General features: G+C 70.4%; 25 protein-coding genes. 21 read left to right on the forward strand and 4 right to left on the reverse strand.

Features of this window, described 5'->3' with window-relative positions:
* Window positions 1–114 precede the first annotated feature (114 nt).
* The 14 genes from ACQY9S_RS19900 (at window position 115) to ACQY9S_RS19965 (ending at window position 11034) form a co-directional block, all read left to right on the forward strand.
* Window positions 115–747 (forward strand): class I SAM-dependent methyltransferase, encoded by a 633-nt coding sequence (locus tag ACQY9S_RS19900; RefSeq protein WP_428422139.1) that lies wholly within the window; start codon window positions 115–117, stop codon window positions 745–747.
* A gap of 128 nt (window positions 748–875) precedes the next feature.
* Window positions 876–1139, forward strand: coding sequence for a helix-turn-helix domain-containing protein (locus tag ACQY9S_RS19905; RefSeq protein WP_428422141.1), 264 nt, complete (start codon window positions 876–878; stop codon window positions 1137–1139).
* Window positions 1140–1171: 32 nt separating this feature from the next.
* Window positions 1172–2521, forward strand: coding sequence for a type II toxin-antitoxin system HipA family toxin (locus ACQY9S_RS19910; RefSeq protein ID WP_428422143.1), 1350 nt, complete (start codon window positions 1172–1174; stop codon window positions 2519–2521).
* 266 nt (window positions 2522–2787) lie between these two features.
* The gene (nifE, locus tag ACQY9S_RS19915; protein ID WP_428422145.1) at window positions 2788–4233 is read left to right on the forward strand and encodes a nitrogenase iron-molybdenum cofactor biosynthesis protein NifE; all 1446 of its coding nucleotides are present in this window, start codon (window positions 2788–2790) and stop codon (window positions 4231–4233) included.
* A 20-nt stretch (window positions 4234–4253) separates the two neighbouring features.
* Window positions 4254–5717, forward strand: coding sequence for a nitrogenase iron-molybdenum cofactor biosynthesis protein NifN (gene nifN, locus ACQY9S_RS19920; RefSeq protein ID WP_428422147.1), 1464 nt, complete (start codon window positions 4254–4256; stop codon window positions 5715–5717).
* A 24-nt stretch (window positions 5718–5741) separates the two neighbouring features.
* Window positions 5742–6161, forward strand: coding sequence for a nitrogen fixation protein NifX (nifX, locus tag ACQY9S_RS19925; protein WP_428422149.1), 420 nt, complete (start codon window positions 5742–5744; stop codon window positions 6159–6161).
* Window positions 6158–6649 carry a NifX-associated nitrogen fixation protein gene (locus tag ACQY9S_RS19930; protein WP_428422151.1) on the forward strand — a complete coding sequence of 164 codons (492 nt, stop codon included), beginning with the start codon at window positions 6158–6160 and terminating at the stop codon, window positions 6647–6649. Before nifX ends, ACQY9S_RS19930 begins: the two co-directional genes overlap by 4 nt.
* The gene (locus ACQY9S_RS19935; protein ID WP_428422153.1) at window positions 6642–6842 is read left to right on the forward strand and encodes a CCE_0567 family metalloprotein; all 201 of its coding nucleotides are present in this window, start codon (window positions 6642–6644) and stop codon (window positions 6840–6842) included. Before ACQY9S_RS19930 ends, ACQY9S_RS19935 begins: the two co-directional genes overlap by 8 nt.
* Before the next feature lie 28 nt (window positions 6843–6870).
* The gene (fdxB, locus tag ACQY9S_RS19940) at window positions 6871–7179 is read left to right on the forward strand and encodes a ferredoxin III, nif-specific (protein ID WP_428422155.1); all 309 of its coding nucleotides are present in this window, start codon (window positions 6871–6873) and stop codon (window positions 7177–7179) included.
* A gap of 12 nt (window positions 7180–7191) precedes the next feature.
* Window positions 7192–7881, forward strand: a complete 690-nt coding sequence (locus ACQY9S_RS19945) for a nitrogen fixation protein NifQ (RefSeq protein WP_428422156.1) — start codon at window positions 7192–7194, stop codon at window positions 7879–7881.
* Between the two features lie 20 nt (window positions 7882–7901).
* Complete coding sequence (cysM, locus tag ACQY9S_RS19950; RefSeq protein WP_428422157.1) at window positions 7902–8870, forward strand: cysteine synthase CysM; 969 nt, start codon at window positions 7902–7904, stop codon at window positions 8868–8870.
* A 4-nt stretch (window positions 8871–8874) separates the two neighbouring features.
* Window positions 8875–9738 carry a class I SAM-dependent methyltransferase gene (locus ACQY9S_RS19955; RefSeq protein WP_428422159.1) on the forward strand — a complete coding sequence of 288 codons (864 nt, stop codon included), beginning with the start codon at window positions 8875–8877 and terminating at the stop codon, window positions 9736–9738.
* Window positions 9739–9748: 10 nt separating this feature from the next.
* On the forward strand, window positions 9749–10636 hold the full coding sequence (locus ACQY9S_RS19960) for an NRDE family protein (RefSeq protein ID WP_428422161.1): 888 nt from the start codon (window positions 9749–9751) through the stop codon (window positions 10634–10636).
* Window positions 10633–11034 carry a hypothetical protein gene (locus ACQY9S_RS19965; protein WP_428422163.1) on the forward strand — a complete coding sequence of 134 codons (402 nt, stop codon included), beginning with the start codon at window positions 10633–10635 and terminating at the stop codon, window positions 11032–11034. Before ACQY9S_RS19960 ends, ACQY9S_RS19965 begins: the two co-directional genes overlap by 4 nt.
* 34 nt (window positions 11035–11068) lie before the next feature.
* Here ACQY9S_RS19965 and ACQY9S_RS19970 read toward each other — a convergent pair whose 3' ends face one another.
* The gene (locus ACQY9S_RS19970) at window positions 11069–11503 is read right to left on the reverse strand and encodes a TOBE domain-containing protein (protein ID WP_428422165.1); all 435 of its coding nucleotides are present in this window, start codon (window positions 11501–11503) and stop codon (window positions 11069–11071) included.
* A gap of 266 nt (window positions 11504–11769) precedes the next feature.
* On the opposite strand from ACQY9S_RS19970, the gene ACQY9S_RS19975 reads away from it, so the two are divergent.
* The 6 genes from ACQY9S_RS19975 to modD are packed head-to-tail and all read left to right on the forward strand — an operon-like array spanning window position 11770 to window position 16443.
* Window positions 11770–12585, forward strand: coding sequence for a TOBE domain-containing protein (locus tag ACQY9S_RS19975; RefSeq protein ID WP_428425830.1), 816 nt, complete (start codon window positions 11770–11772; stop codon window positions 12583–12585).
* A 49-nt stretch (window positions 12586–12634) separates the two neighbouring features.
* A complete protein-coding gene (modA, locus tag ACQY9S_RS19980; protein WP_428422166.1) occupies window positions 12635–13405 on the forward strand; it encodes a molybdate ABC transporter substrate-binding protein in 771 nt (256 codons plus the stop codon).
* A gap of 3 nt (window positions 13406–13408) precedes the next feature.
* A complete protein-coding gene (gene modB, locus ACQY9S_RS19985; protein WP_428422168.1) occupies window positions 13409–14092 on the forward strand; it encodes a molybdate ABC transporter permease subunit in 684 nt (227 codons plus the stop codon).
* Entirely contained in the window at window positions 14089–15183 is a 1095-nt protein-coding gene (gene modC / locus ACQY9S_RS19990) for a molybdenum ABC transporter ATP-binding protein (RefSeq protein WP_428422170.1), read from the forward strand. The genes modB and modC overlap by 4 nt, the downstream gene beginning before the upstream one ends.
* A 30-nt stretch (window positions 15184–15213) precedes the next feature.
* On the forward strand, window positions 15214–15579 hold the full coding sequence (locus ACQY9S_RS19995; protein ID WP_428422172.1) for a hypothetical protein: 366 nt from the start codon (window positions 15214–15216) through the stop codon (window positions 15577–15579).
* A 21-nt stretch (window positions 15580–15600) separates the two neighbouring features.
* Window positions 15601–16443, forward strand: a complete 843-nt coding sequence (gene modD / locus ACQY9S_RS20000; protein ID WP_428422173.1) for a ModD protein — start codon at window positions 15601–15603, stop codon at window positions 16441–16443.
* A gap of 48 nt (window positions 16444–16491) precedes the next feature.
* On the opposite strand, the gene ACQY9S_RS20005 is transcribed toward modD, so the two are convergent.
* Complete coding sequence (locus ACQY9S_RS20005; protein WP_428422174.1) at window positions 16492–16704, reverse strand: hypothetical protein; 213 nt, start codon at window positions 16702–16704, stop codon at window positions 16492–16494.
* 43 nt (window positions 16705–16747) lie between these two features.
* Window positions 16748–17323, reverse strand: a complete 576-nt coding sequence (locus ACQY9S_RS20010) for a GNAT family N-acetyltransferase (RefSeq protein ID WP_428422176.1) — start codon at window positions 17321–17323, stop codon at window positions 16748–16750.
* Between the two features lie 62 nt (window positions 17324–17385).
* Between ACQY9S_RS20010 and ACQY9S_RS20015 the strand changes: the two genes are divergently transcribed.
* Entirely contained in the window at window positions 17386–17739 is a 354-nt protein-coding gene (locus tag ACQY9S_RS20015; RefSeq protein WP_428422178.1) for a hypothetical protein, read from the forward strand.
* Between the two features lie 34 nt (window positions 17740–17773).
* Here the strand turns inward: ACQY9S_RS20015 and ACQY9S_RS20020 are convergent, their stop codons facing one another.
* Entirely contained in the window at window positions 17774–18280 is a 507-nt protein-coding gene (locus ACQY9S_RS20020; protein ID WP_428422180.1) for a hypothetical protein, read from the reverse strand.
* Window positions 18281–18392 lie beyond the last annotated feature (112 nt).

Consider the following 18392-nt stretch of genomic DNA (forward strand, 5'->3'; position numbering starts at 1 on the left):
CAAACTTGGCATAGCGGTCCACCATCTGCCAAGGGCAACGTGCGCTCGAAGCCTTGCCACCCGCTGCGGCAGGCCGATCCACCGGGCAGCGGCGACCGCGTGGAATGATGCGGCATGACGCTGAGCCTTGAAGACCTGCACCGGATCGCCGCCCGCACCGTGGCGCACTACGACCAGCGCGCCCAGGCCTACTGGGAAGGCACGCGCGATCACGACGTCAGCCAGAACATCGGCGCCTTCCTGGCGCACATCCGCGTGCCGCCGCCGTTCGATCTGCTGGACTTCGGGTGCGGGCCCGGACGCGACCTGCACACCTTCAAGGCGCTGGGACATCGCGCCGTCGGTCTGGAAGGGTCGCCGCAGCTCGCAGCGATGGCGCGCGCCCACAGCGGGTGCGAGGTGCTGGAGCAGAGCTTCCTGCAGCTCGACCTGCCGCACGACCGCTACGACGGCGTGTTCGCGAACGCGGTGCTGTTCCATGTTCCCGGCCAGGAACTGCCGCGCGTCCTGCGGCAACTGCACCGGAGCCTGAAGCCCGGCGGCGTGCTCTTCAGTTCGAACCCCCGCGGCGACGGCCAGGAGGGCTGGACCGGCGATCGCTACGGCGCGTTCCACGATTGGCCCGCCTGGCAGGCGCATCTCGGTGCGGCCGGCTTCGCTGAACTGGCTCACTTCTATCGCCCGACCGGCGTGCCGATCGAGCAACAGCCCTGGCTGGCGAGCGTGTGGCGCAAGCCGGAAGGGTGACGCAGGCCCTGGCGCCCCGGCAAGTTGCAGCGCTGGTGGGGTGATATGCCTTAAAAGGCATATCGTGCCAGTATGTCTCTTGAGGCATTTATTGTAAAAATGCCGAATGAGGCATAAGCTGCATTCCCATGGACTATCCGATCCAGTCTCCCGGGCAGCTCTCGGCCCACCTGCGCGCGCTGCGCAAGGCGCGCGGCCTGAGCCAGGCGCAGCTGGGTGCGGTGCTGGGCGTCGGACAGACCCGCATCACGCGCATCGAGCACGATCCCACTGCCATCAGCGTCGAGCAGTTGCTTGGCCTGCTGGGGGCGCTGGGGGTGCAGATGGTGCTGCGCCCCAGCGAGCCCCGGGCCGCTGCGGCCCGGGGCCGCCCGCCGGACGAGCCCTGGTAACCACCCCTCATAGCCAACCACAGCGGCCACGGATGGCGGAGCTTCAGGTCTGGATGAACGGCAGGGCCGTGGCCGTGTGGGCCACGCTGCGCACGGGCACGCCCGTGCTGCGCTACCACGAGGCCTGGGCGCAGTCGGACGAGGGGCGGGCGCTGTCGCTGTCGCTGCCGTTCACGGTGGGGCTGGAGCACCGCGGCGATGCGGTCACGAACTACTTCGACAACCTGCTGCCCGACAGCACCGAGATCCGGCGCCGTTTGCGCCGGCGGTTCCAGGCCCGCTCCGACGACCCCTTCGACCTGCTGCGGGCCATCGGTCGAGACTGCGTGGGCGCCGTGCAGTTGCTGCCGCCGGGCGCCGAACCGGAAGGCTGGAACCGCGTCGAAGCCGAGCCCCTGAAGGACGCCGACGTCGACCGGATCCTGGCCGCGGTGACGTCGGACGCCCCGCTGGGGCAGCGAGGCGAAGACGACCTGCGGATCTCCATTGCCGGCGCCCAGGAAAAGACAGCCCTGCTGCGGATGGCCGGGCGCTGGTACCGGCCAAAGGGCGTCACGCCCACCACGCACATCCTGAAGCTGCCGCTCGGCCGGGTCGGCAACCTGCGCGCCGACATGACCGGCTCGGTCGAGAACGAGTGGCTGTGCGCCGAACTCATGAACGAGCTGGGCATCGCCACGGCCGAGACGTCGATTGCAAGCTTCGGCGACACCAAGGCGCTGGTCGTCACGCGGTTCGACCGCCGCTGGCAAGGCGTGCCCGCAGGCGCCGAACGCAAGCCGCGCTTCAAGCCCCCCGAGGGCGCCTGGATTGCGCGCCTGCCGCAGGAAGACTTTTGCCAGGCACTGGGTATCGCGCCCCAGCGCAAGTACGAAAGCGAGGGCGGCCCGTCGGTAGCCGACTGCCTGGCGGTGCTGGCCAACAGCGAACAGGCGATGGCGGACCGCACCACGTTCGCGCTGGCGCAACTGGCGTTCTGGCTGCTGGCCGCGACCGACGGCCATGCGAAGAACTTCTCGATCCAGCACCGGCGCGGTGGCCGCTTCGGTCTGGCGCCGCTGTACGACGTGTTGTCGGCCTGGCCCATCATCGGGAGCGGCCCGAACCGGTTGCCTTACCAGCGGGCCAAGCTGGCCATGGCCGTGCGGGGCAAGAACGCGCACTACCGCCTGCGCGAGATCGACCTCCGGCACTGGCAGCGGCTGGCCTCCCTCTGTGGCCCTGATGCGTGGGCGCGCATGGCGGCCCTGGTCGAGAGCGCGGACGGCGCCTTGCAAAGCGTCGAGCACCGCCTGCCGAAGGGGTTTCCCGGCAGTGTCTGGGAGCCCGTCGCCAAAGGCCTGCGGCGACATGCGGCGCAGTTCCTGCGGGCTGCAGCGTGACAGCCGTTGTCGCCTGAGGCAGTGGCTGCTGAGGGTCCGCCCGCCCTCCATGTCCGTCTCGCCGTCCCGCGGCTCGTGCCCGTCGGCCGGGCTTTGTCGCAAACCCGCCAATCGCAGCAGCCGGCTTGTCGCGCCGCTGCGCCGCAAGGCCGGCCCCAAAGTGCCAAGTGCTTGATTCCTAAGGATTTCCGCCCCTGGCATCGAAGCTGCAATAGGGCACTCGAACCCCACCGTTCGATGTCGCAGCCCAGCACAGGAGGCCCCGGATGTCCGCGTCGCTCAAAGCCAAGATTGCCGAAGTCTTCGAGGAGCCTGGCTGCGACAAGAACCAGGGCAAGAGCGAGAAGGAGCGCAAGAAGGGCTGCACCAAGCAACTGACGCCGGGTGCCGCCGCCGGCGGCTGCGCCTTCGACGGCGCCAAGATCGCCTTGCAGCCCATCGTCGACGTGGCGCACCTGGTGCACGGGCCGATCGCCTGCGAGGGCAACTCCTGGGACAACCGGCACAGCGCCTCGTCGGGCTCCACGCTCTACCGCACCGGCTTCACCACCGACATCAACGAACTCGACGTGATCTACGGCGCCGAGAAGCGCCTGTTCAAGTCGATCCGCGAGATCTGCGAGAAGTACGACCCGCCGGCCATCTTCGTCTACCAGACCTGCGTCACCGGGCTGATCGGCGACGACATCGAGGCGGTGTGCAAGCGCGCCGCCGAGAAGTTCAACAAGCCGGTGATCCCGGTCAACGCGCCGGGCTTCGCCGGCCCCAAGAACCTGGGCAACAAGCTCGGCGCCGAGGCCCTGCTCGATTACGTGGTCGGCACCATCGAGCCCGACACCACCACGCCCTACGACATCAACATCATCGGCGAGTACAACCTCTCGGGCGAGCTGTGGCAGGTCAAGCCGCTGCTCGATGCCCTGGGCGTGCGCATCCTCAGCTGCATCTCGGGCGACGGGCGGTACAAGGAGGTCGCTTCGGCGCACCGCGCCAAGGCCAACATGATGGTCTGCTCGAAGTCGATGATCAACATCGCCACCAAGATGCAGCAGCGCTGGGACATCCCGTACTTCGAGGGCTCGTTCTACGGCATTGGCGACATGAGCGAAACCCTGCGCGAGATCGCGCGGCTGCTGGTCGAGCGCGGCGCGCCGGCCGAGCTGAAGGAGCGCACCGAAGCGCTGATCGCGGTGGAAGAGGCACGCGCCTGGGAGCGCATCCGCGGCTACAAGCAGCGCCTCACCGGCAAGAAGGTGCTGCTCATCACCGGCGGCGTGAAGAGCTGGTCGGTGGTGGCCGCGCTGCAGGAGGCCGGGCTCGAGGTGGTGGGCACCAGCATCAAGAAGAGCACCAAGGAAGACAAGGAAAAGATCAAGGAGATCATGGGCGACGACGCCCACATGATCGACGACATGACGCCGCGCCAGATGTACGCGATGCTGCGCGACGCCAAGGCCGACATCATGCTCAGCGGCGGGCGCAGCCAGTTCGTGGCGCTGAAGGCGCGCATGCCCTGGATGGACATCAACCAGGAGCGCCACCATGCCTTCGCCGGCTACGAAGGCATGGTCACGATGATCGCGGAGATCGACAAGGCGCTCTTCAACCCGATGTGGGCCGAGGTGCGCACGCCCGCGCCCTGGGAGACCGTCGACACGCTGCTGATCGAGCAGAGCGCCGAACAGCTCGCCAGCGAAGCGCAGCCGGCCTGAGGCGGCAGGAGCACACGATCATGGCCCACGTCGTCGAGTCCAAGAAGGCCTGCACGGTCAATCCGCTCAAGATGAGCCAGCCGCTGGGCGCGAGCTATGCGTTCATGGGGCTGGAGTCCTGCATGCCGATGATGCACGGCTCGCAGGGCTGCACCTCGTTCGGCCTGGTCGTGCTGGTGCGCCACTTCAAGGAGGCGATCCCGCTGCAGACCACCGCGATGAACGAGGCCACCACCATCATGGGCGGCTACGACAACATCGAGAAGGCGCTGCTCAACATCCGCAGCCGCGCCAAGCCGCAGCTCATCGCGATCTGCTCGACCGGCCTGACCGAAACCAAGGGCGACGACGTCGACGGCTACATCGCCCTGGCCCGCCAGAAGCACCCCGAGCTGGCCGACACCGAGATCGTCTACGTCTCCACGCCCGACTACGCCGGCGCCTTCCAGGACGGCTGGGCCAAGGCGGTCACCACGCTCGTGAAGCAGCTGCCGAAGACCGACACGCCGCGCCGCGAAGGCTGCGTCAACGTGCTGCCCGGCAGCCACCTGACGCCGGGCGACATCGAAGAGCTGCGCGAGCTGATCGAGGCCTTCGGCCTGCAGCCGGTGTTCGTGCCCGACGTGTCGGGCTCGCTCGACGGCCACATCCCCGACGACTGGCTCGGCACCACGATCGGCGGCACGCCGCTGGCGGCGCTGCAGGGCCTCGGCGGTGCGGTCCACACGCTGGCCATCGGCGAGCAGATGCGGCCCGCCGCCGAGGCCCTGCAAGCGCGCTGCGGCGTGCCCTTCACGCTGTTCGATCGCCTCACCGGCCTGACCGCGACCGACGCCTTCGTGCGGTGCCTCAGCACGCTCTCCGGGCGCGCCGTGCCGCAGCGCCTGCGCCGCCAGCGCAGCCAGCTCGTCGATGCGATGCTCGATGGCCACTTCCACTTCGGCAACGTCAAGGTCGCGCTCGGCGCCGAGCCCGACCTGCTGTTCGCCGTGGGCAGCTTCCTGACCGAGATGGGCGCCGAGCTCGCGGTCTGCGTCACCACCACGGCGTCGCCGCTGCTCGAGCGCATGCCCACTGCCGAGGTCGTGATCGGCGACCTCGAAGATTTCGAGCAGGCCGCCAAGGCCACCGGCTGCGACTTGCTGATGACGCATTCGCACGGCCGCCAGGCCGCCGAGCGCCTGGGCAGGCCGCTGTTTCGCCTGGGCATCCCGACCTTCGACCGCATCGGCAATGCGCACAAGTGCTATGTCGGCTACCGCGGCACGCGCAACTTCGTCTACGAGGTGGGCAATGTGCTGATGGAGCAGATTCCGCACCACGGCCCCGGCGACTGGCCGCTGCCCGAAGCCGCGGTGGCGGCCGCGCGCGGCGTGGTCATGCCGCTGTTCAGCACCGTGCCCGAGCCGGGCGTGGCCCATGTCAGCGCCGAGATCCCCCGCCTGTCGCACGGCAGCCAAGCGGCCGCCTCCGCCGCCGCCTGAATCCAAGCCCCCAAAGGAGCCCTGATGAAGATCGCCTTCGCCACCCAGGACCAGCAGCGCGTCGATGCGCACTTCGGCTGGGCCAAGCACCTCGCGGTCTACGAGATCGATGCCGCCGGCTACAGGTTCGTGCAGGCCTACCCGTTCGGCGATGACCTCGCCGAAGACGGCAACGAGGACAAGCTCGCCCCCAAGCTCGAGGCCATCAAGGACTGCGCGATCGTCTACGTCGCGGCGATCGGCGGCTCGGCCGCGGCGCGCGTGGTGGCCACCAAGATCCACCCCATCAAGGTGACGCAGCCCGAGCCCATCCTCGAGCTGCTCGACAAGATGCAGGAGGTGCTCAAGGGCACACCGCCCCCCTGGTTGCGCAAGGCGCTGCTGAAAGACCAGGCGAAGGCCCACGATTTCGAAGACGACGATGAAGAAAAGGTGAAGTCATGAGTGAAGCCACCACGGTCGAAGCACCCGGCACCCCCGCCACCGACGAGGCGCTGCTGCAGGACCCGTTCATCCGCGAGCTGGTCAAGCAGATCCGCGCGCAAGACACCCACGGCACCTGGGAAGGCAAGAGCGACGCCAAGCTGCTCGAGCCCTACATCCTCAGCGCCGAGCAGCGCCGCGCGCTGCCGATGATGGGCGACCCCGACCCCGAGACGCTGTGGCGCCTGGAGCTGTTCCACAACGCCATCGGCCTGTCGATCGAGCGCGCCACCGGCTGCATGGTCAGCCCGATGATGAAGATGAGCCACGAAGGCTTCGGTCGCGCCGTGCTCACCGCCGGCCGCCTGATCGTCGTGAACCGCCACCTGCGCGACGTGCACCGCTTCGGCTATGCCAGCCTGGCCAAGCTGGCCGAGGCCGGCGGCAAGCTGGTGGCCGAAGGCGTCGGCATGGTCGAGGCCTACAAGGAGGTGGCGAACTATGGCTGAGCTCGAAGACCTCAAGGCGCAAGCCAAGAAGCTCAACGCCAAGGCCACGCAAGCCAAGATGGACCTGCACGACCTGTCCGAGGAACTGCCCACCAACTGGGAAAGGATTCTCGAAGTGGCGCAGGTCGCCCACGACGCGCACGCCGCGCTGATGGCGGTACGCAAGCAGCTGGCCGCCGCGACGCCGGCCTGAGCCCGACGCACCAGCGAGGAGAAGGGACATGAGCAGTTTTTCCGTCACGCTGCCCAGCGGCGAAACCTGGACGCCCAAGTTCGTCCAGAACATCAACGAAGAAACCTGCATCGGCTGCGGCCGCTGCTTCAAGGTCTGCCCGCGCGGCGTGCTCGCGATGGTCGGCCTCAACGAGGACGGCGAGCGCGTCGGCGTCTCGCAGGACGACGATGACGACGAAGAAGAGTACGAAAAGAAGGTCATGACGATCGCGCACCAGGAGATGTGCATCGGCTGCACCGCGTGCTCGAAGATCTGCCCGAAGAAGTGCTACACGCACGCCGCCGTGGAAGCCTGAAGGCAATTCGCCATGCGAGCCCAGGTCAGGAGAGCAGCACCGCGCAGCACGGTCGTGGGCCTGTACCTGCAGGCCACGCCCGGCGGCGTGCATGGCGCGCTGCCCGGCGGGTCGCGCCTGGCGCTCTGGAGCGCGCTGATGGGCTGCGCCACCGACACCGAAGCGCCCGAGGTGCAGGCCGTGGCCGGGGTGCTGGCGACGGCCTTCGACACCCACGGCACCCGGCTGCTGCCGCTGGCCGGACTCGGTGCCGCCGCCACGCGGCACCTGATCGCGCGCTGGTTCCCGGGGGCCGACCCGGTGCTGGAGCTGGACTGGCAGGCCCTGGCCCATGCCGAGCGCACGGAGCCGCGCTACGACGAGATCGAGGACCTGGTCGCGCTGCTGATGGAATGCGGTGCACCGGCCGCGGGCGCGCACGAGGAGATGCGCTGGCTGGCGCATGCGCTGGGCCAGGCCAGCCTGGGCGACAACCACCTGTGGCAGGACCTGCACCTGCCCTCGCGGCGCGAACTCTCGGCGCTGATGACGCGCTGGTTCCCGGAGCTGGCCGCGCGCAACGACCGCGACATGAAGTGGAAGAAGTTCCTCTACAAGCAACTCTGCGACAAGGCCCAACTCCCGATCTGCCGCGCCCCGAGCTGCAGCGTGTGCAGCGACTACGCACACTGCTTCGGCCCGGAGGACGCGGCCGCGGCCTGAAGGCGCGGCGTGGTGCGCCCATGAATGCACCGAACGCCACGGCCGAGCGGGCAGTGCTCCGATCGGCAGCACCCCCCTACAAGACGCTGGAAGACGTGATCGGCGCCACGCCGCTCGTGCGGCTGCAGCGCGTGCCCGGCGCCGACAACGAGCGGCGCGGCAACGTCATCCTCGGCAAGCTCGAAGGCAACAACCCGGCCGGCTCGGTGAAGGACAGGCCGGCCCTCAGCATGATCCGGCGCGCCGAGGAACGCCGCGAGATCCGGCCCGGCGACACGCTCATCGAAGCCACCTCGGGCAATACCGGCATCGCGCTGGCCATGGCCGCGGCGATCCGCGGCTACCGCATGCTGCTGGTCATGCCCGAGGGCCTGTCGGTCGAGCGCGCGCAGACGATGCGGGCCTTCGGTGCCGAGCTGATCCTCACGCCGGCCGCGGGCGGCATGGAGCAGGCGCGCGACCTGGCCGAGCAACTGCAGAGGGACGGCAAGGGCCGCGTGCTCGACCAGTTCGCCAACGCCGACAACCCGCGCGTCCACTTCGAGACCACCGGCCCCGAGATCTGGAACGACACCGGCGGCCGCGTCACGCACTTCGTCAGCGCCATGGGCACCACCGGCACCATCACCGGCGTCTCGCGCTACCTGAAGCAAAAGAGCCCGGCGCCGAGAATCATCGGCGCGCAGCCCGCCGAAGGCGCGCGCATCCCGGGCATCCGCAAATGGCCCGAGGCCTACCTGCCGCGGATCTACGACCCGGCGGGAGTCGACGAACTGGTGCTCGTCGGCCAGGCCGACGCCGAGGACATGGCCCGCCGGCTGGCGTGCGAAGAAGGCCTGTTCGCCGGCATCTCGGCGGCCGGCGCCTGCTGGGTGGCGCTTCAGATCGCCAGGACGGTGGAGAACGCGACCATCGTCTTCATCGTCTGCGACCGGGGCGACCGCTATCTGTCCACCGGCGTCTTTCCGGCCACTGCACATTGCGGTTGATCACATGGGTGAACGTGGCTCCGCCTCGAACACGTCGGCCGCGCCGGCCCCGTCGCTGGCGCCGCACTACGAGCGCATCGCCCTCGACCGCCACCTCAAGGCCGGCCGCGCGTTGGCGGCGAGCATGGGCCTGCGCCGCGGCGAGCGCGTGCTCGAGCTGGGTTGCGGCACCGGCTTGCTGGCCGCGCAGCTGGCCGACCGCGTCGGCGCCGAAGGCGAGGTGCTGGGGCTCGACGCCTTGCCGCTGCGCGTGCAGATCGCGCACCAGCGCAGTCGCCACAACCTGCGCTTCCAGGTCGGTGATGTGTACCAGCTGGCCCGCTTCGGGGCGGGCAGCTTCGAGGCCATCGTCGCCAACGGCGTGCTGCACGGCTGGCCCGATGCGGCCCGCGCGCTGGCCGAATGCGCTCGCTTGCTGGTGCCGGGCGGGCGCCTCGGGCTCGTGACCCCCGCGGGCACGCACCCGCATCCGGCGCAGCAGGTGCAGGCCGCGCTGCTGGCCGAGCCGCCCTACGCCGGCCACGCGCCGCCCGAGGAGGGCCGCCGGTACGCCGTCGGCGCGGTCGAACTCGATGGCCTGCTGCGGCGGGCCGGGTTCGCCCCGGTGTGCGTCGACGCGCAGCCGGAGGTGATCCTGCACGCCAGCGGCGACGGCGCGATCGAGTTCATGCAGGCAAGCGCCTGGGGCCACTTCCTGATGCACCTGCCCGAAGCGCTGCGCGTTCGCGCGCGCGCCGAGATCGTTCGGCGGCTCGAAGCCCTGCGGGGGCCCGAGGGCATCCGCCACGATGCGATGCACCTGGTGGCCATCGCCTGCAAGCCGCTGCCGCAGCCCGCGCAGGCGCCACGATCCGGGCCCGGCCCATGAGGAGAACGACATGAGCGTTGTGGCCATCGCCTGGCGTGCCCACCCCTATTTCCCGCTGGTGCTGCTCTACAACCGCAGCGAAGCCCACGCCCGCGCGACGGCACCGGCCGCGTGGTGGACCGACCCCGCTGACGTTCTGGCCGGTCGCGACCTGCAAGGGCAGGGCAGCTGGCTCGCGGTGAGCCGCGACGACGGCCGCTTCGCCCTCGTCACCGGTTACCGCGAAGCGGCCGCGCCGCCCGCCGGCGCACCCAGCCGCGGCGAGCTGCCGCTGGCCTACCTGGCCTCGGGCGAAGACCCGGTGGTGTTCGCGCGGCGCTTCATGCGCGACAAGGGGCCGTATGCGCCGTTCAACCTCATCGTCGGCAACCCGCGCCAGGCCCACTACGCGGCGACGCGTTCACGCCTGCCGCTGGCGCTGACCGAGGGTCTGCATACCCTGTCGAACGGCCTGCTCGACCAGCGCTGGCCCCAGACCGAGCGCCTGGGCACCTTGTTCGGCGCCTACATCAAGGCCACCGGCGGCTTCACCACCTTGCTCGATGGCTATCCGCGCTTGCGCGACGCGCAGGCCTTGTACGGCTGCGAGCTGCCGATGCCCGACGAGGAACTCCGCGCGGCCGACATCGCCGCGGCCGCGTTCGTGATGCTGGCCGATCGCCACACCGCCGACGCCGGCTGGCCCGAGACCGGCCTCGCCGGCGCCGAGGAGCAGCGCCGCTCGGCGGTGTTCGTCGCGGGCGGCGAGCACGGCACGCGCAGCAGCACCGTCTTCATCATGGGGCGCGACGGCAGCCTGCACTTCGAAGAGCGCAGCTTCGGCGCCGACGGCGCGCCCTGTGGCCGGGTGCTCGAGCAGTGGCAGCAGGACCCGGCCGCGTTCGGAGCCCCCGCATGAATGCCGCGGTCACCGACAGCGGCGCGGTGTTCCCGGCGGCCGGGCTCTATGTGGCCTCGCTGCTGGCCAATTTCTTCGAGGCCGGCTGGGCCATCCAGGTGCTGGTGGGCGATGCGAGCCGGGCGCAGTACGAGGCCTCGCGCCTGGCCCGCCCGGCGGTCGAACAGCATCTGCGCACCATGACCCGGTCCGCCCAGGCGCTGCCGCCGGCCGTGCGCGAGCGCATGCCCAAGGTCGACTGGCAGAGCTGGGAGGAGCTGGGGGCCTTGCTGCCGCCACGCGACGAGGCGGCGCGCACGATGGTCTGGGCTGTCATCGACGCCTGGCTGCCGTCCGCCGGCCGCGAGCTGCGGCTCTACCGCCGCCAGCTGCCGTGGCTGTGGCGGTTCAAGATCTGAACCCAGGGCGCCGCAGGCCGCGGCGTTGGCGGCCCTACCTGGGCACGCCCAACACGACGTGGCTGGACTTGATCAGCGCGGTCGCGGCCACCCCCGGCTTCAGGTCGAGCTCGGTCACCGCGTCGTTGGTGATGATCGCCAGCACCACGCTGCCGCCGGGCAGCGTGATCGCGACTTCGCTGTTGACCGCGCCGGCCTGCACGGCGCTGACGGTGCCGGCAAGCTGGTTGCGGGCGCTGAATTTCAGCGTCGGCACGCCGGCTTGCACGATGACCCAGGGCGCCTTGACCAGGGCCACCGCCGGCATGCCCACCGTCAGCCCCAGTGACCTGGCGCTGGACTGCGTGATCACCGCCACGATGACGTCGCCGCCCGGCAGCGTGAGCTCGACCTCCGTGTTGATCGCGCCGGGCTGCAAGGCCGTGATGCGGCCTTCGAACCGGTTGCGGCTGCTCAGTCCTGTGGCCATGGCGATGCTCCTGTGCGGTGGGGTCGACATTGCTGTCGTTATGTAGACAAGGCTACAAATAAGCGCGACAGGGTCGCGCAAGGCTTGAGCGCGAGTCTAGGCGGGGAGGTCGTGCAGACACAACCATAGCGCCCCATGAAAATCGCTGTGCAATCCGTTGCCGCGATCGGTCTGGAGCACGAACCTGGCACGGTTTTGGCTTTTCTATATAAGATTCACCATAGATGACCAAGACCTACCGCTCACCCGCCATGTCGCCCGTTCCGATGCCCCCGCGCCTGGTCGGCAAGCTCGAAGTCAACACCGAGCTCGGCAGCTTCCTCGGCGACACCCGCATTCGCCTGCTCGAGGCGATCGAGCAGCATGGCTCGATCTCGCAGGCGGCCAAGCACGTGCCGCTGTCCTACAAGACCGCCTGGGACGCGGTGGATGCGATGAACAACCTCGCGGAGCAGCCGCTGGTCGAGCGCGTGGCCGGTGGCCGCCAGGGCGGCGGCACACGGCTGACCGATCATGGCCGCAGCATGGTCGCGCTGTACCGTGCGGTCGAGCTGGAGTACCAGGCTGCGCTGGACCGTTTGGCGGCACAGGCGCACGAAGCCGAAGGCGGCGCCCACTCGGTGCGCAGCTTCCAGCAGCTGCTGCGGCGCATGGCCTTTCGCACCAGCGCGCGCAACCAGCTCGCCTGCACCGTCAGCGGCCTGCGCGAAGGCGAGGTCGACTACGAGATCTACCTGCGCCTGGACGAGCGCACCGAGCTCAAGGCCGTCATCACCCGCGAGTCGGCCCAGACCCTGGGGCTGGCCATCGGCATGCAGGTGCTGGCGCTGATCAAGTCGTCTTCGGTGCTGCTGATGACCGACCCGGACCAGCGCATCAGCGCCGACAACCAGCTGTGGGGCACGGTGGCGCGCCTGCATGAAGGGCCGGTGAACAGCGAGGTCAAGATCGACATCGGGGGCGGCCGCACCGTGATCGCGGTGATCACCCACGACTCGGTGCAGCACCTCGGCCTGGCCGAGGGCAGCACCGTGGCCGCGGTGTTCCAGGCCTCCAACGTGATTCTCCTGGTGCTGGGGTAACGAGGCCCCGGTGCCGTGCTTTGACGTGTGGTGCTTTCAACGGAGCGGAATGATGAAACGAGCTGTTTTCCTGCGGCAGGGACTGGCCGCGATCCTGGGTGGCCTGGTTGGTTTCGCCGGTGTGGCGCACGCGGGCGAGGTGCAGGTGGCAGTGGCCGCCAATTTCGCCGGTCCGCTGGCCAGGATCGCCGAGTCCTTCACCGCGGCCACCGGCCACAAGCTCGTCGTGTCGGCCGGCGCGACCGGCAAGTTCTACACCCAGATCCAGGCCGGCGCGCCTTTCGAGGTGCTGATCGCGGCCGACGATGAAACGCCGAAGAAGCTCGTCGCCGAAGGCCTCGCGGTCGCGGGCAGCAACTTCACCTATGCGATCGGCAAGCTGGTGCTGTGGAGTGCCAAGCCGGATTTCGTCGATGCCGAGGGCAGGGTGCTGGCCGGCAAGGCCTATGAGCACCTGGCGATCGCGAACCCCAAGCTCGCGCCTTACGGCGCCGCCGGTGTCGAGGTGCTGAAGGCGCGCGGGCTGTACGACGCCGTGGCGCCCCGGCTGGTGACGGCCGAGAGCATCGCGCAGGCTTACCAGTTCGTGTCCACCGGCAATGCCGAGCTGGGTTTTGTCGCGCTCTCGCAGGTGGCGGTGCCGGGCAAGCCCGCGCAGGGCTCGTACTGGCTGGTGCCGTCGGCGCTGTATGGCCGGATCCGCCAGGACGCGGTGCTGCTCAAGACCGGCGAGAAGAACGCCGCCGCCGCCGCCCTGCTCGACTACCTGAAGAGCGCACCGGCCCAGGCCGTGGTCGAGGCCTACGGCTACGGGCATTGAGCGATGTTCACCGCGGCCGACTGGGTGGCGATACGCCTGACCGCCGAACTGGCGGCGCTGAGCACCGCCTTGTTGTTGCTGGTCGGCACACCGATCGCCTGGTGGCTGGCGCGCACGCGCTCGCGGCTCAAGCCGCTGTGGTCGGCCCTGGTGGCCATGCCGCTGGTGCTGCCGCCCACGGTGCTGGGCTTCTACCTGCTGCTGCTGATGGGTCCGCAGGGCTGGGTCGGGCAGGCCACGCAGGCGCTCGGGCTGGGGCGGCTGCCGTTCAGCTTCGCCGGCCTGGTGGTGGCCTCGGTGCTGTACACGATGCCCTTCGTCGTGCAGCCGCTGCAGCAGGCGTTCGAGGCGATTCCGCCGCGCCTGCTCGAAGCCGCCGCGACCTTGCGTGCGACGGCCGGTGACCGCTTCCTCACGATCGCCCTGCCGCTGGCGCGGCCCGGCCTGGTGACGGCGGCCGTGCTGGGTTTCGCGCACACGGTGGGCGAGTTCGGCGTGGTGCTGATGATCGGCGGCAACATCCCCGGCAAGACCCAGGTGCTCAGCGTGGCGATCTACGACCACGTCGAGGCGGCCGAGTTCGCCGACGCGCACCGCCTGGCCGCGGCGATGGTCGCGTTTGCGCTGGTGGTGCTGGTGACGCTGCAGCTGGTCAACCGGCCGCGCAAGACGGAGCCGGCCGCATGATCAGCGCGCGCCTGCGGCTGCCGCGCCGCGACTTCACGCTCGACGTCGATCTGCAGCTGCCCGAGCGCGGCATCACGGCGCTGTTCGGCGTCTCGGGTTGCGGCAAGACCACGGTGCTGCGGGCCCTGGCCGGCCTGGAGCGCGCGCGCGGTCGCGTCGCCGTGGGCGAGGCGGTGTGGCAGGACGATGCGCAAGCCCTGTTCCTGCCCACCCACAGCCGGCCGATCGGGTACGTGATCCAGGAGGCCGCGCTGTTCCCGCACCTGAACGTGCAGCGCAACCTGAACTACGGCCTGCAACGCATCGCGTCCGGCGAGCGCCACATTCCCTTCGACAAGGTGATGGCGCTGCTCGGCATCGGCCACCTGCTGGAGCGCGCGCCGGCCACGCTGTCCGGCGGCGAGCGCCAGCGCGTGGCCATCGCGCGCGCGCTGCTCACCAGCCCGCGGCTGCTGCTGATGGACGAGCCGCTGGCCGCGCTCGATGCCGCGCGCAAGGCCGAGATCCTGCCCTACCTGGAGCGCCTGCACGGCGAGCTGGCCATGCCCATCGTCTACGTCACCCATGCGATGGACGAGGTGGCGCGCCTGGCCGACCACCTGGTGCTGATGGAGGCCGGTCGCGTGCGCGCCGCGGGGCCGCTGGCCGAGCTGCTGGTGCGCACCGACCTGCCGCTGGCCGGTGCCGACGAGGCCGGCGTGGTGCTGCAGGCCCGCGTGCTGGAGCACGACCAGCCCTACGGCCTGACCCGCCTGGCCTTCGACGACGCCGCGCTGTGGGTGGGGGCGGTGGCGCAGCCGGTGGGCACGCCGGTCAGGGCGCGGGTGCTGGCGCGCGATGTCAGCGTCGTGCGCAGCGCGCCCTCGGACAGCAGCATCCTCAATGTGCTGCCGGTCACGTTGCTGGGCCTGAACACCGACCCGGCCACCGCGCTGCTGGGCCTGGGCCTGGGGCACCCGGCGGCGAATGGCGCGCTGCCGCAGGTGCCGCGACTCCTGGCACGCATCACGCGCCGCTCGCTCGAGGCCCTGCAGCTGCGGCCGGGCGACGCGCTGTATGCGCAGATCAAGGGCGTGTCGCTGATGCGATGAGTCAACAAGAAAAGAAAGGACTGTCGAGAGATGGAACGCGATCACGATTCCTGGCAGGCCCGGCTGCCGGCCGAGTTGCAGGCCCATGTGTTCTGGCCGGTGCGCGTGGAGTCGCACCACGACGACGGCGTGCCGGCCTCGAAATGGCGTGGCTACGACGCGCTGGGCCAGCTGTGTTACTACCGCCACCACTATGCGCAGTGGGACTACAGCTTCGACGACGAAGACGAGCCCTGCATGCGCATGCTGCGCAGCGAGAGCTTCGAGGCCTGGCGCTGCCTGAACGGCCAGTGGCTGCGGCGCGTGCAGGCCGTCGAAGGGCCTGGGCAGTGCGGGAGCGGCGCACACGACGGCGGCTTCGAGGTCGTGCCGCCCCAGCAGATTCCGCGGCTGTGACCCGGCCCGCAGGAGAGACCCATGGAACGATTGAGCGATGACGTGCTGCACGGCTGGCTGCGCGAGGATGCGCCGCACGGCGACCTCAGCACCCGTGCGCTGGGCATCGGCACTGCGCCGGCGCAGCTGCAGTTCCGGGCGCGGCAGGCCCTGCGCGTGGCCCTGGTCGAGGAAGCGGCGCGGCTGTTCGAGCTCTGCGGCGGCTCGGCCGAGGTGCACCGGCCCAGCGGGGCCGACGCGCAGGCCGGCGATCTGCTGCTGAGCGCGGCCGGCGCCGCCGCCGGCCTGCTGCTGGCCTGGAAGGTGGCACAGACCGGCATGGAAGTGGCCAGCGGCATCGCCGGCGAGACGGCCCGGATTCTCGGTCTGCTGCGCGCGGCCGGCCATCCGCAGCCCCTGGCCTGCACGCGCAAGACGCCGCCCGGCGGCCGTGCGCTGGCGGTGCGTGCGGTGCTGGCCGGCGGCGGCGTGATGCACCGCCTGGGCTTGTCGGAGTCGCTGCTGGTGTTTCCCGAGCACCGCTTGTTCCTGTCGCCCGAGGTCCTGCCCGCGCGCCTGGCGGGCCTGCGCGTCGCGCAGCCCGAAAAGCGCCTCGTGGTGGAGGTGGGCGACGAGGCCGAGGCCCTGGCGCTGGCCGCCGCCGGGGCCGAGGTGCTGCAGCTCGAGCGCTTCACGCCCGACGCGCTGCGTCGACTGAAACGTGCGCTGCAGGCCCGGGGGCTGCAGCCGCTGCTGGCGCCGGCCGGCGGGGTCACGGCTGCCAATGCCGTCGCCTATGCCGAGGCCGGCGCCGACTTCCTGGTCAGCTCGGCGCCGTACCACGCGCCGCCGGCCGACGTGCAGGTGCGCTTCACGCCGGGCTGACAGCGCAGGCGCTTGGGCCCGAAGCGGGCGCGCCGCGCCGCCGCTTCGTCAGTGCAGAGGGCTGCGCAGCACCGCCGGCATGGCGTACTCGCGGCCGACCAGCGCGTGGGCCTTCTGGTAGGCCAGGCGCGCGCGCTCGCTCATCGCGTCGAGCAGCACGCGCCCGCGCGCATCGCAGGGGAAGCTGAAGGCGCGTCCCGCATGGAACAGCGACTGGAAGCGGAGCTCGTAGCCGATGACACTGGCGCTCGACGGACTCATCCGGACCTCCTGGCAAAAACATGCGATGCAGGGGCAATGCAATTCACGGGCCAGCGGGTCGCAGCTGGGCATACAAGGTGACATCGCGGGGCTCGCTGCTCACATTGGGATGCAGGCTGTGCTGGTGCAGCACGCCCTCCTGCGCAAAACGCAGGGCCTCGAGCAAGCGCGCCGAGGCGTGGTTGTCGACATCGCACAAGGCGTCGACGCGCCGCACCGGCGCCTGTGCAAAGGCCTCGGCCAGCACCGCCGCCACGGCTTCGCGCATCAGCCCCCGGCCCCAATGGGCGCGCGCCAGCAGGTAGCCCAGGCGCAGGTGGTGGGCCGGGCCGTCGAAGCGCTGCGGAATGAGTTGAACCAGGCCGATCGGCGCGCCGTGAGCCGGGCCCGCGGCGGCGCCGCGCTGTTCGACGAGCAGCCAGGTCCAGGCACTGCGCTTGAGCCAGCGTGCCTGGTCCCAGCCGAGCTGAGCGCGGGTTTCGGCGAGCCCGTCGTGGGGCCGCCATCCCAGGTAGCGCAGCACGTCGAGGTCTTGGGCCCAGCCGGCGAAGGCGGCGTGCTCGTCGCCCGGCTGGGGCGCGCGCAGCCGCAGCCGCTCGGTGTGCAGCACGCGCTTCATCGCGCGCGGCGGCCGGCGCCGGTGCGCCGGCCTGGCGCGAAAGCTGCAAGACCGCGCCGATCATGATCACCGCACCGATGCTCCAATTGACCCACGACGCCGGCGAAGCCGTTCTCATCCTGACCGAGGGCCTGCAGCAGACCGAACTCCTGCGTTCGCGCCTGACGCGGGCCGAGGTGCAGCGCCAGCTGCTGCGCCTGGCCGACACGCTGGCGGACGCGCCCGATGCCCTGCGTCACCTGATGCCCGAAATCGATTGGGCCGGCTGGCGCGCCACCCGCCTGGCGCTGCCCGTGCCCGGCGCCGGGCAGGACGAGGCGCTGTGGTTCGCGGTGCAGTCGCTGGTGCCGGCCACCTTGAGCTGGCTGCGCGTGTACCGGCAATCGCATCCGGAGCTGTTCCAGGCCTGGCACTGAAGGACTCGGGCCCCGGCGGGCTGTTGTCACGTCATCAGGTGGCGGAGCCATCTGCCACCGAAGCCAGCAGCGTGGCGATGACGTCGTCGCCGATGCGCGCCTGGCCGTCGAGTGCGGCGATCCGGGTCAGCAGCTCGCGGGCCTCGGCGGGCCGCTCGCTGCGCAGGGCGATGAAGGCCAGCGCCTTGAGCGTGAAGAGCCAGAAGCGCGCCGGGCCGGTGCGGCTGAAGTCCACGCCGGCGGGCACGCTGCCCGGTGTGACCCGGCGCCAGTCTTCGGCCAGGCCGGCCTGCTGCGCCGACTCCAGCAAGCCGCGGCGTGCCGCACGCTCGGCCTGCTCGAACTCGCGCCGGCCGGCATGGTGCTTGTACAGCGCGTAGTAGATGCCCAGCCCTTGCGGCGCGAGCGCCTGGGCCGTCCACAGCAGCGCGCCGACTTCGCCGCGCGGCGCCTGCGCCGCCTGGTGCAGCAGGTCGCGCGCGGACTCGGGCAGGGCGCCGCCGAAGAATTCGTCGGCTGAATCACCGGTGAACAGGTTCATGGTCTGTGGGTCTCGAGGGTCTGCGGGAAACCAACGCAAGCCACGGGCCCGGCAAGGACCGTGAAAGGGCCGCTCGGGTGGCGAGGGGGGCGGCCGTGCCGCAGCGTGGGCG

Source organism: Methylibium sp., from assembly GCF_965279545.1.
In the GTDB taxonomy this organism is placed as follows: Bacteria; Pseudomonadota; Gammaproteobacteria; order Burkholderiales; family Burkholderiaceae_C; genus Methylibium.

Excerpts from the sequence above, each read along its gene's own strand:
- modD (WP_428422173.1), top strand. The coding sequence starts at position 15,601 with ATGGAACGATTGAGCGATGACGTGCTGCACGGCTGGCTGCGCGAGGAT.
- ACQY9S_RS19935 (WP_428422153.1), top strand. The coding sequence starts at position 6,642 with ATGGCTGAGCTCGAAGACCTCAAGGCGCAAGCCAAGAAGCTCAACGCC.
- nifE (WP_428422145.1), top strand. The coding sequence starts at position 2,788 with ATGTCCGCGTCGCTCAAAGCCAAGATTGCCGAAGTCTTCGAGGAGCCT.
- nifX (WP_428422149.1), top strand. The coding sequence starts at position 5,742 with ATGAAGATCGCCTTCGCCACCCAGGACCAGCAGCGCGTCGATGCGCAC.
- ACQY9S_RS19930 (WP_428422151.1), top strand. The coding sequence starts at position 6,158 with ATGAGTGAAGCCACCACGGTCGAAGCACCCGGCACCCCCGCCACCGAC.
- modB (WP_428422168.1), top strand. The coding sequence starts at position 13,409 with ATGTTCACCGCGGCCGACTGGGTGGCGATACGCCTGACCGCCGAACTG.
- ACQY9S_RS19960 (WP_428422161.1), top strand. The coding sequence starts at position 9,749 with ATGAGCGTTGTGGCCATCGCCTGGCGTGCCCACCCCTATTTCCCGCTG.
- ACQY9S_RS19970 (WP_428422165.1), bottom strand. The coding sequence starts at position 11,503 with ATGGCCACAGGACTGAGCAGCCGCAACCGGTTCGAAGGCCGCATCACG.
- ACQY9S_RS19995 (WP_428422172.1), top strand. The coding sequence starts at position 15,214 with ATGGAACGCGATCACGATTCCTGGCAGGCCCGGCTGCCGGCCGAGTTG.
- ACQY9S_RS19955 (WP_428422159.1), top strand. The coding sequence starts at position 8,875 with ATGGGTGAACGTGGCTCCGCCTCGAACACGTCGGCCGCGCCGGCCCCG.
- ACQY9S_RS20020 (WP_428422180.1), bottom strand. The coding sequence starts at position 18,280 with ATGAACCTGTTCACCGGTGATTCAGCCGACGAATTCTTCGGCGGCGCC.
- modA (WP_428422166.1), top strand. The coding sequence starts at position 12,635 with ATGATGAAACGAGCTGTTTTCCTGCGGCAGGGACTGGCCGCGATCCTG.
- ACQY9S_RS20010 (WP_428422176.1), bottom strand. The coding sequence starts at position 17,323 with ATGAAGCGCGTGCTGCACACCGAGCGGCTGCGGCTGCGCGCGCCCCAG.
- cysM (WP_428422157.1), top strand. The coding sequence starts at position 7,902 with ATGAATGCACCGAACGCCACGGCCGAGCGGGCAGTGCTCCGATCGGCA.
- ACQY9S_RS20005 (WP_428422174.1), bottom strand. The coding sequence starts at position 16,704 with ATGAGTCCGTCGAGCGCCAGTGTCATCGGCTACGAGCTCCGCTTCCAG.
- ACQY9S_RS19900 (WP_428422139.1), top strand. The coding sequence starts at position 115 with ATGACGCTGAGCCTTGAAGACCTGCACCGGATCGCCGCCCGCACCGTG.
- ACQY9S_RS19975 (WP_428425830.1), top strand. The coding sequence starts at position 11,770 with ATGCCCCCGCGCCTGGTCGGCAAGCTCGAAGTCAACACCGAGCTCGGC.
- ACQY9S_RS19910 (WP_428422143.1), top strand. The coding sequence starts at position 1,172 with ATGGCGGAGCTTCAGGTCTGGATGAACGGCAGGGCCGTGGCCGTGTGG.
- modC (WP_428422170.1), top strand. The coding sequence starts at position 14,089 with ATGATCAGCGCGCGCCTGCGGCTGCCGCGCCGCGACTTCACGCTCGAC.
- ACQY9S_RS19945 (WP_428422156.1), top strand. The coding sequence starts at position 7,192 with ATGCGAGCCCAGGTCAGGAGAGCAGCACCGCGCAGCACGGTCGTGGGC.
- nifN (WP_428422147.1), top strand. The coding sequence starts at position 4,254 with ATGGCCCACGTCGTCGAGTCCAAGAAGGCCTGCACGGTCAATCCGCTC.
- ACQY9S_RS19965 (WP_428422163.1), top strand. The coding sequence starts at position 10,633 with ATGAATGCCGCGGTCACCGACAGCGGCGCGGTGTTCCCGGCGGCCGGG.
- ACQY9S_RS19905 (WP_428422141.1), top strand. The coding sequence starts at position 876 with ATGGACTATCCGATCCAGTCTCCCGGGCAGCTCTCGGCCCACCTGCGC.
- fdxB (WP_428422155.1), top strand. The coding sequence starts at position 6,871 with ATGAGCAGTTTTTCCGTCACGCTGCCCAGCGGCGAAACCTGGACGCCC.
- ACQY9S_RS20015 (WP_428422178.1), top strand. The coding sequence starts at position 17,386 with ATGATCACCGCACCGATGCTCCAATTGACCCACGACGCCGGCGAAGCC.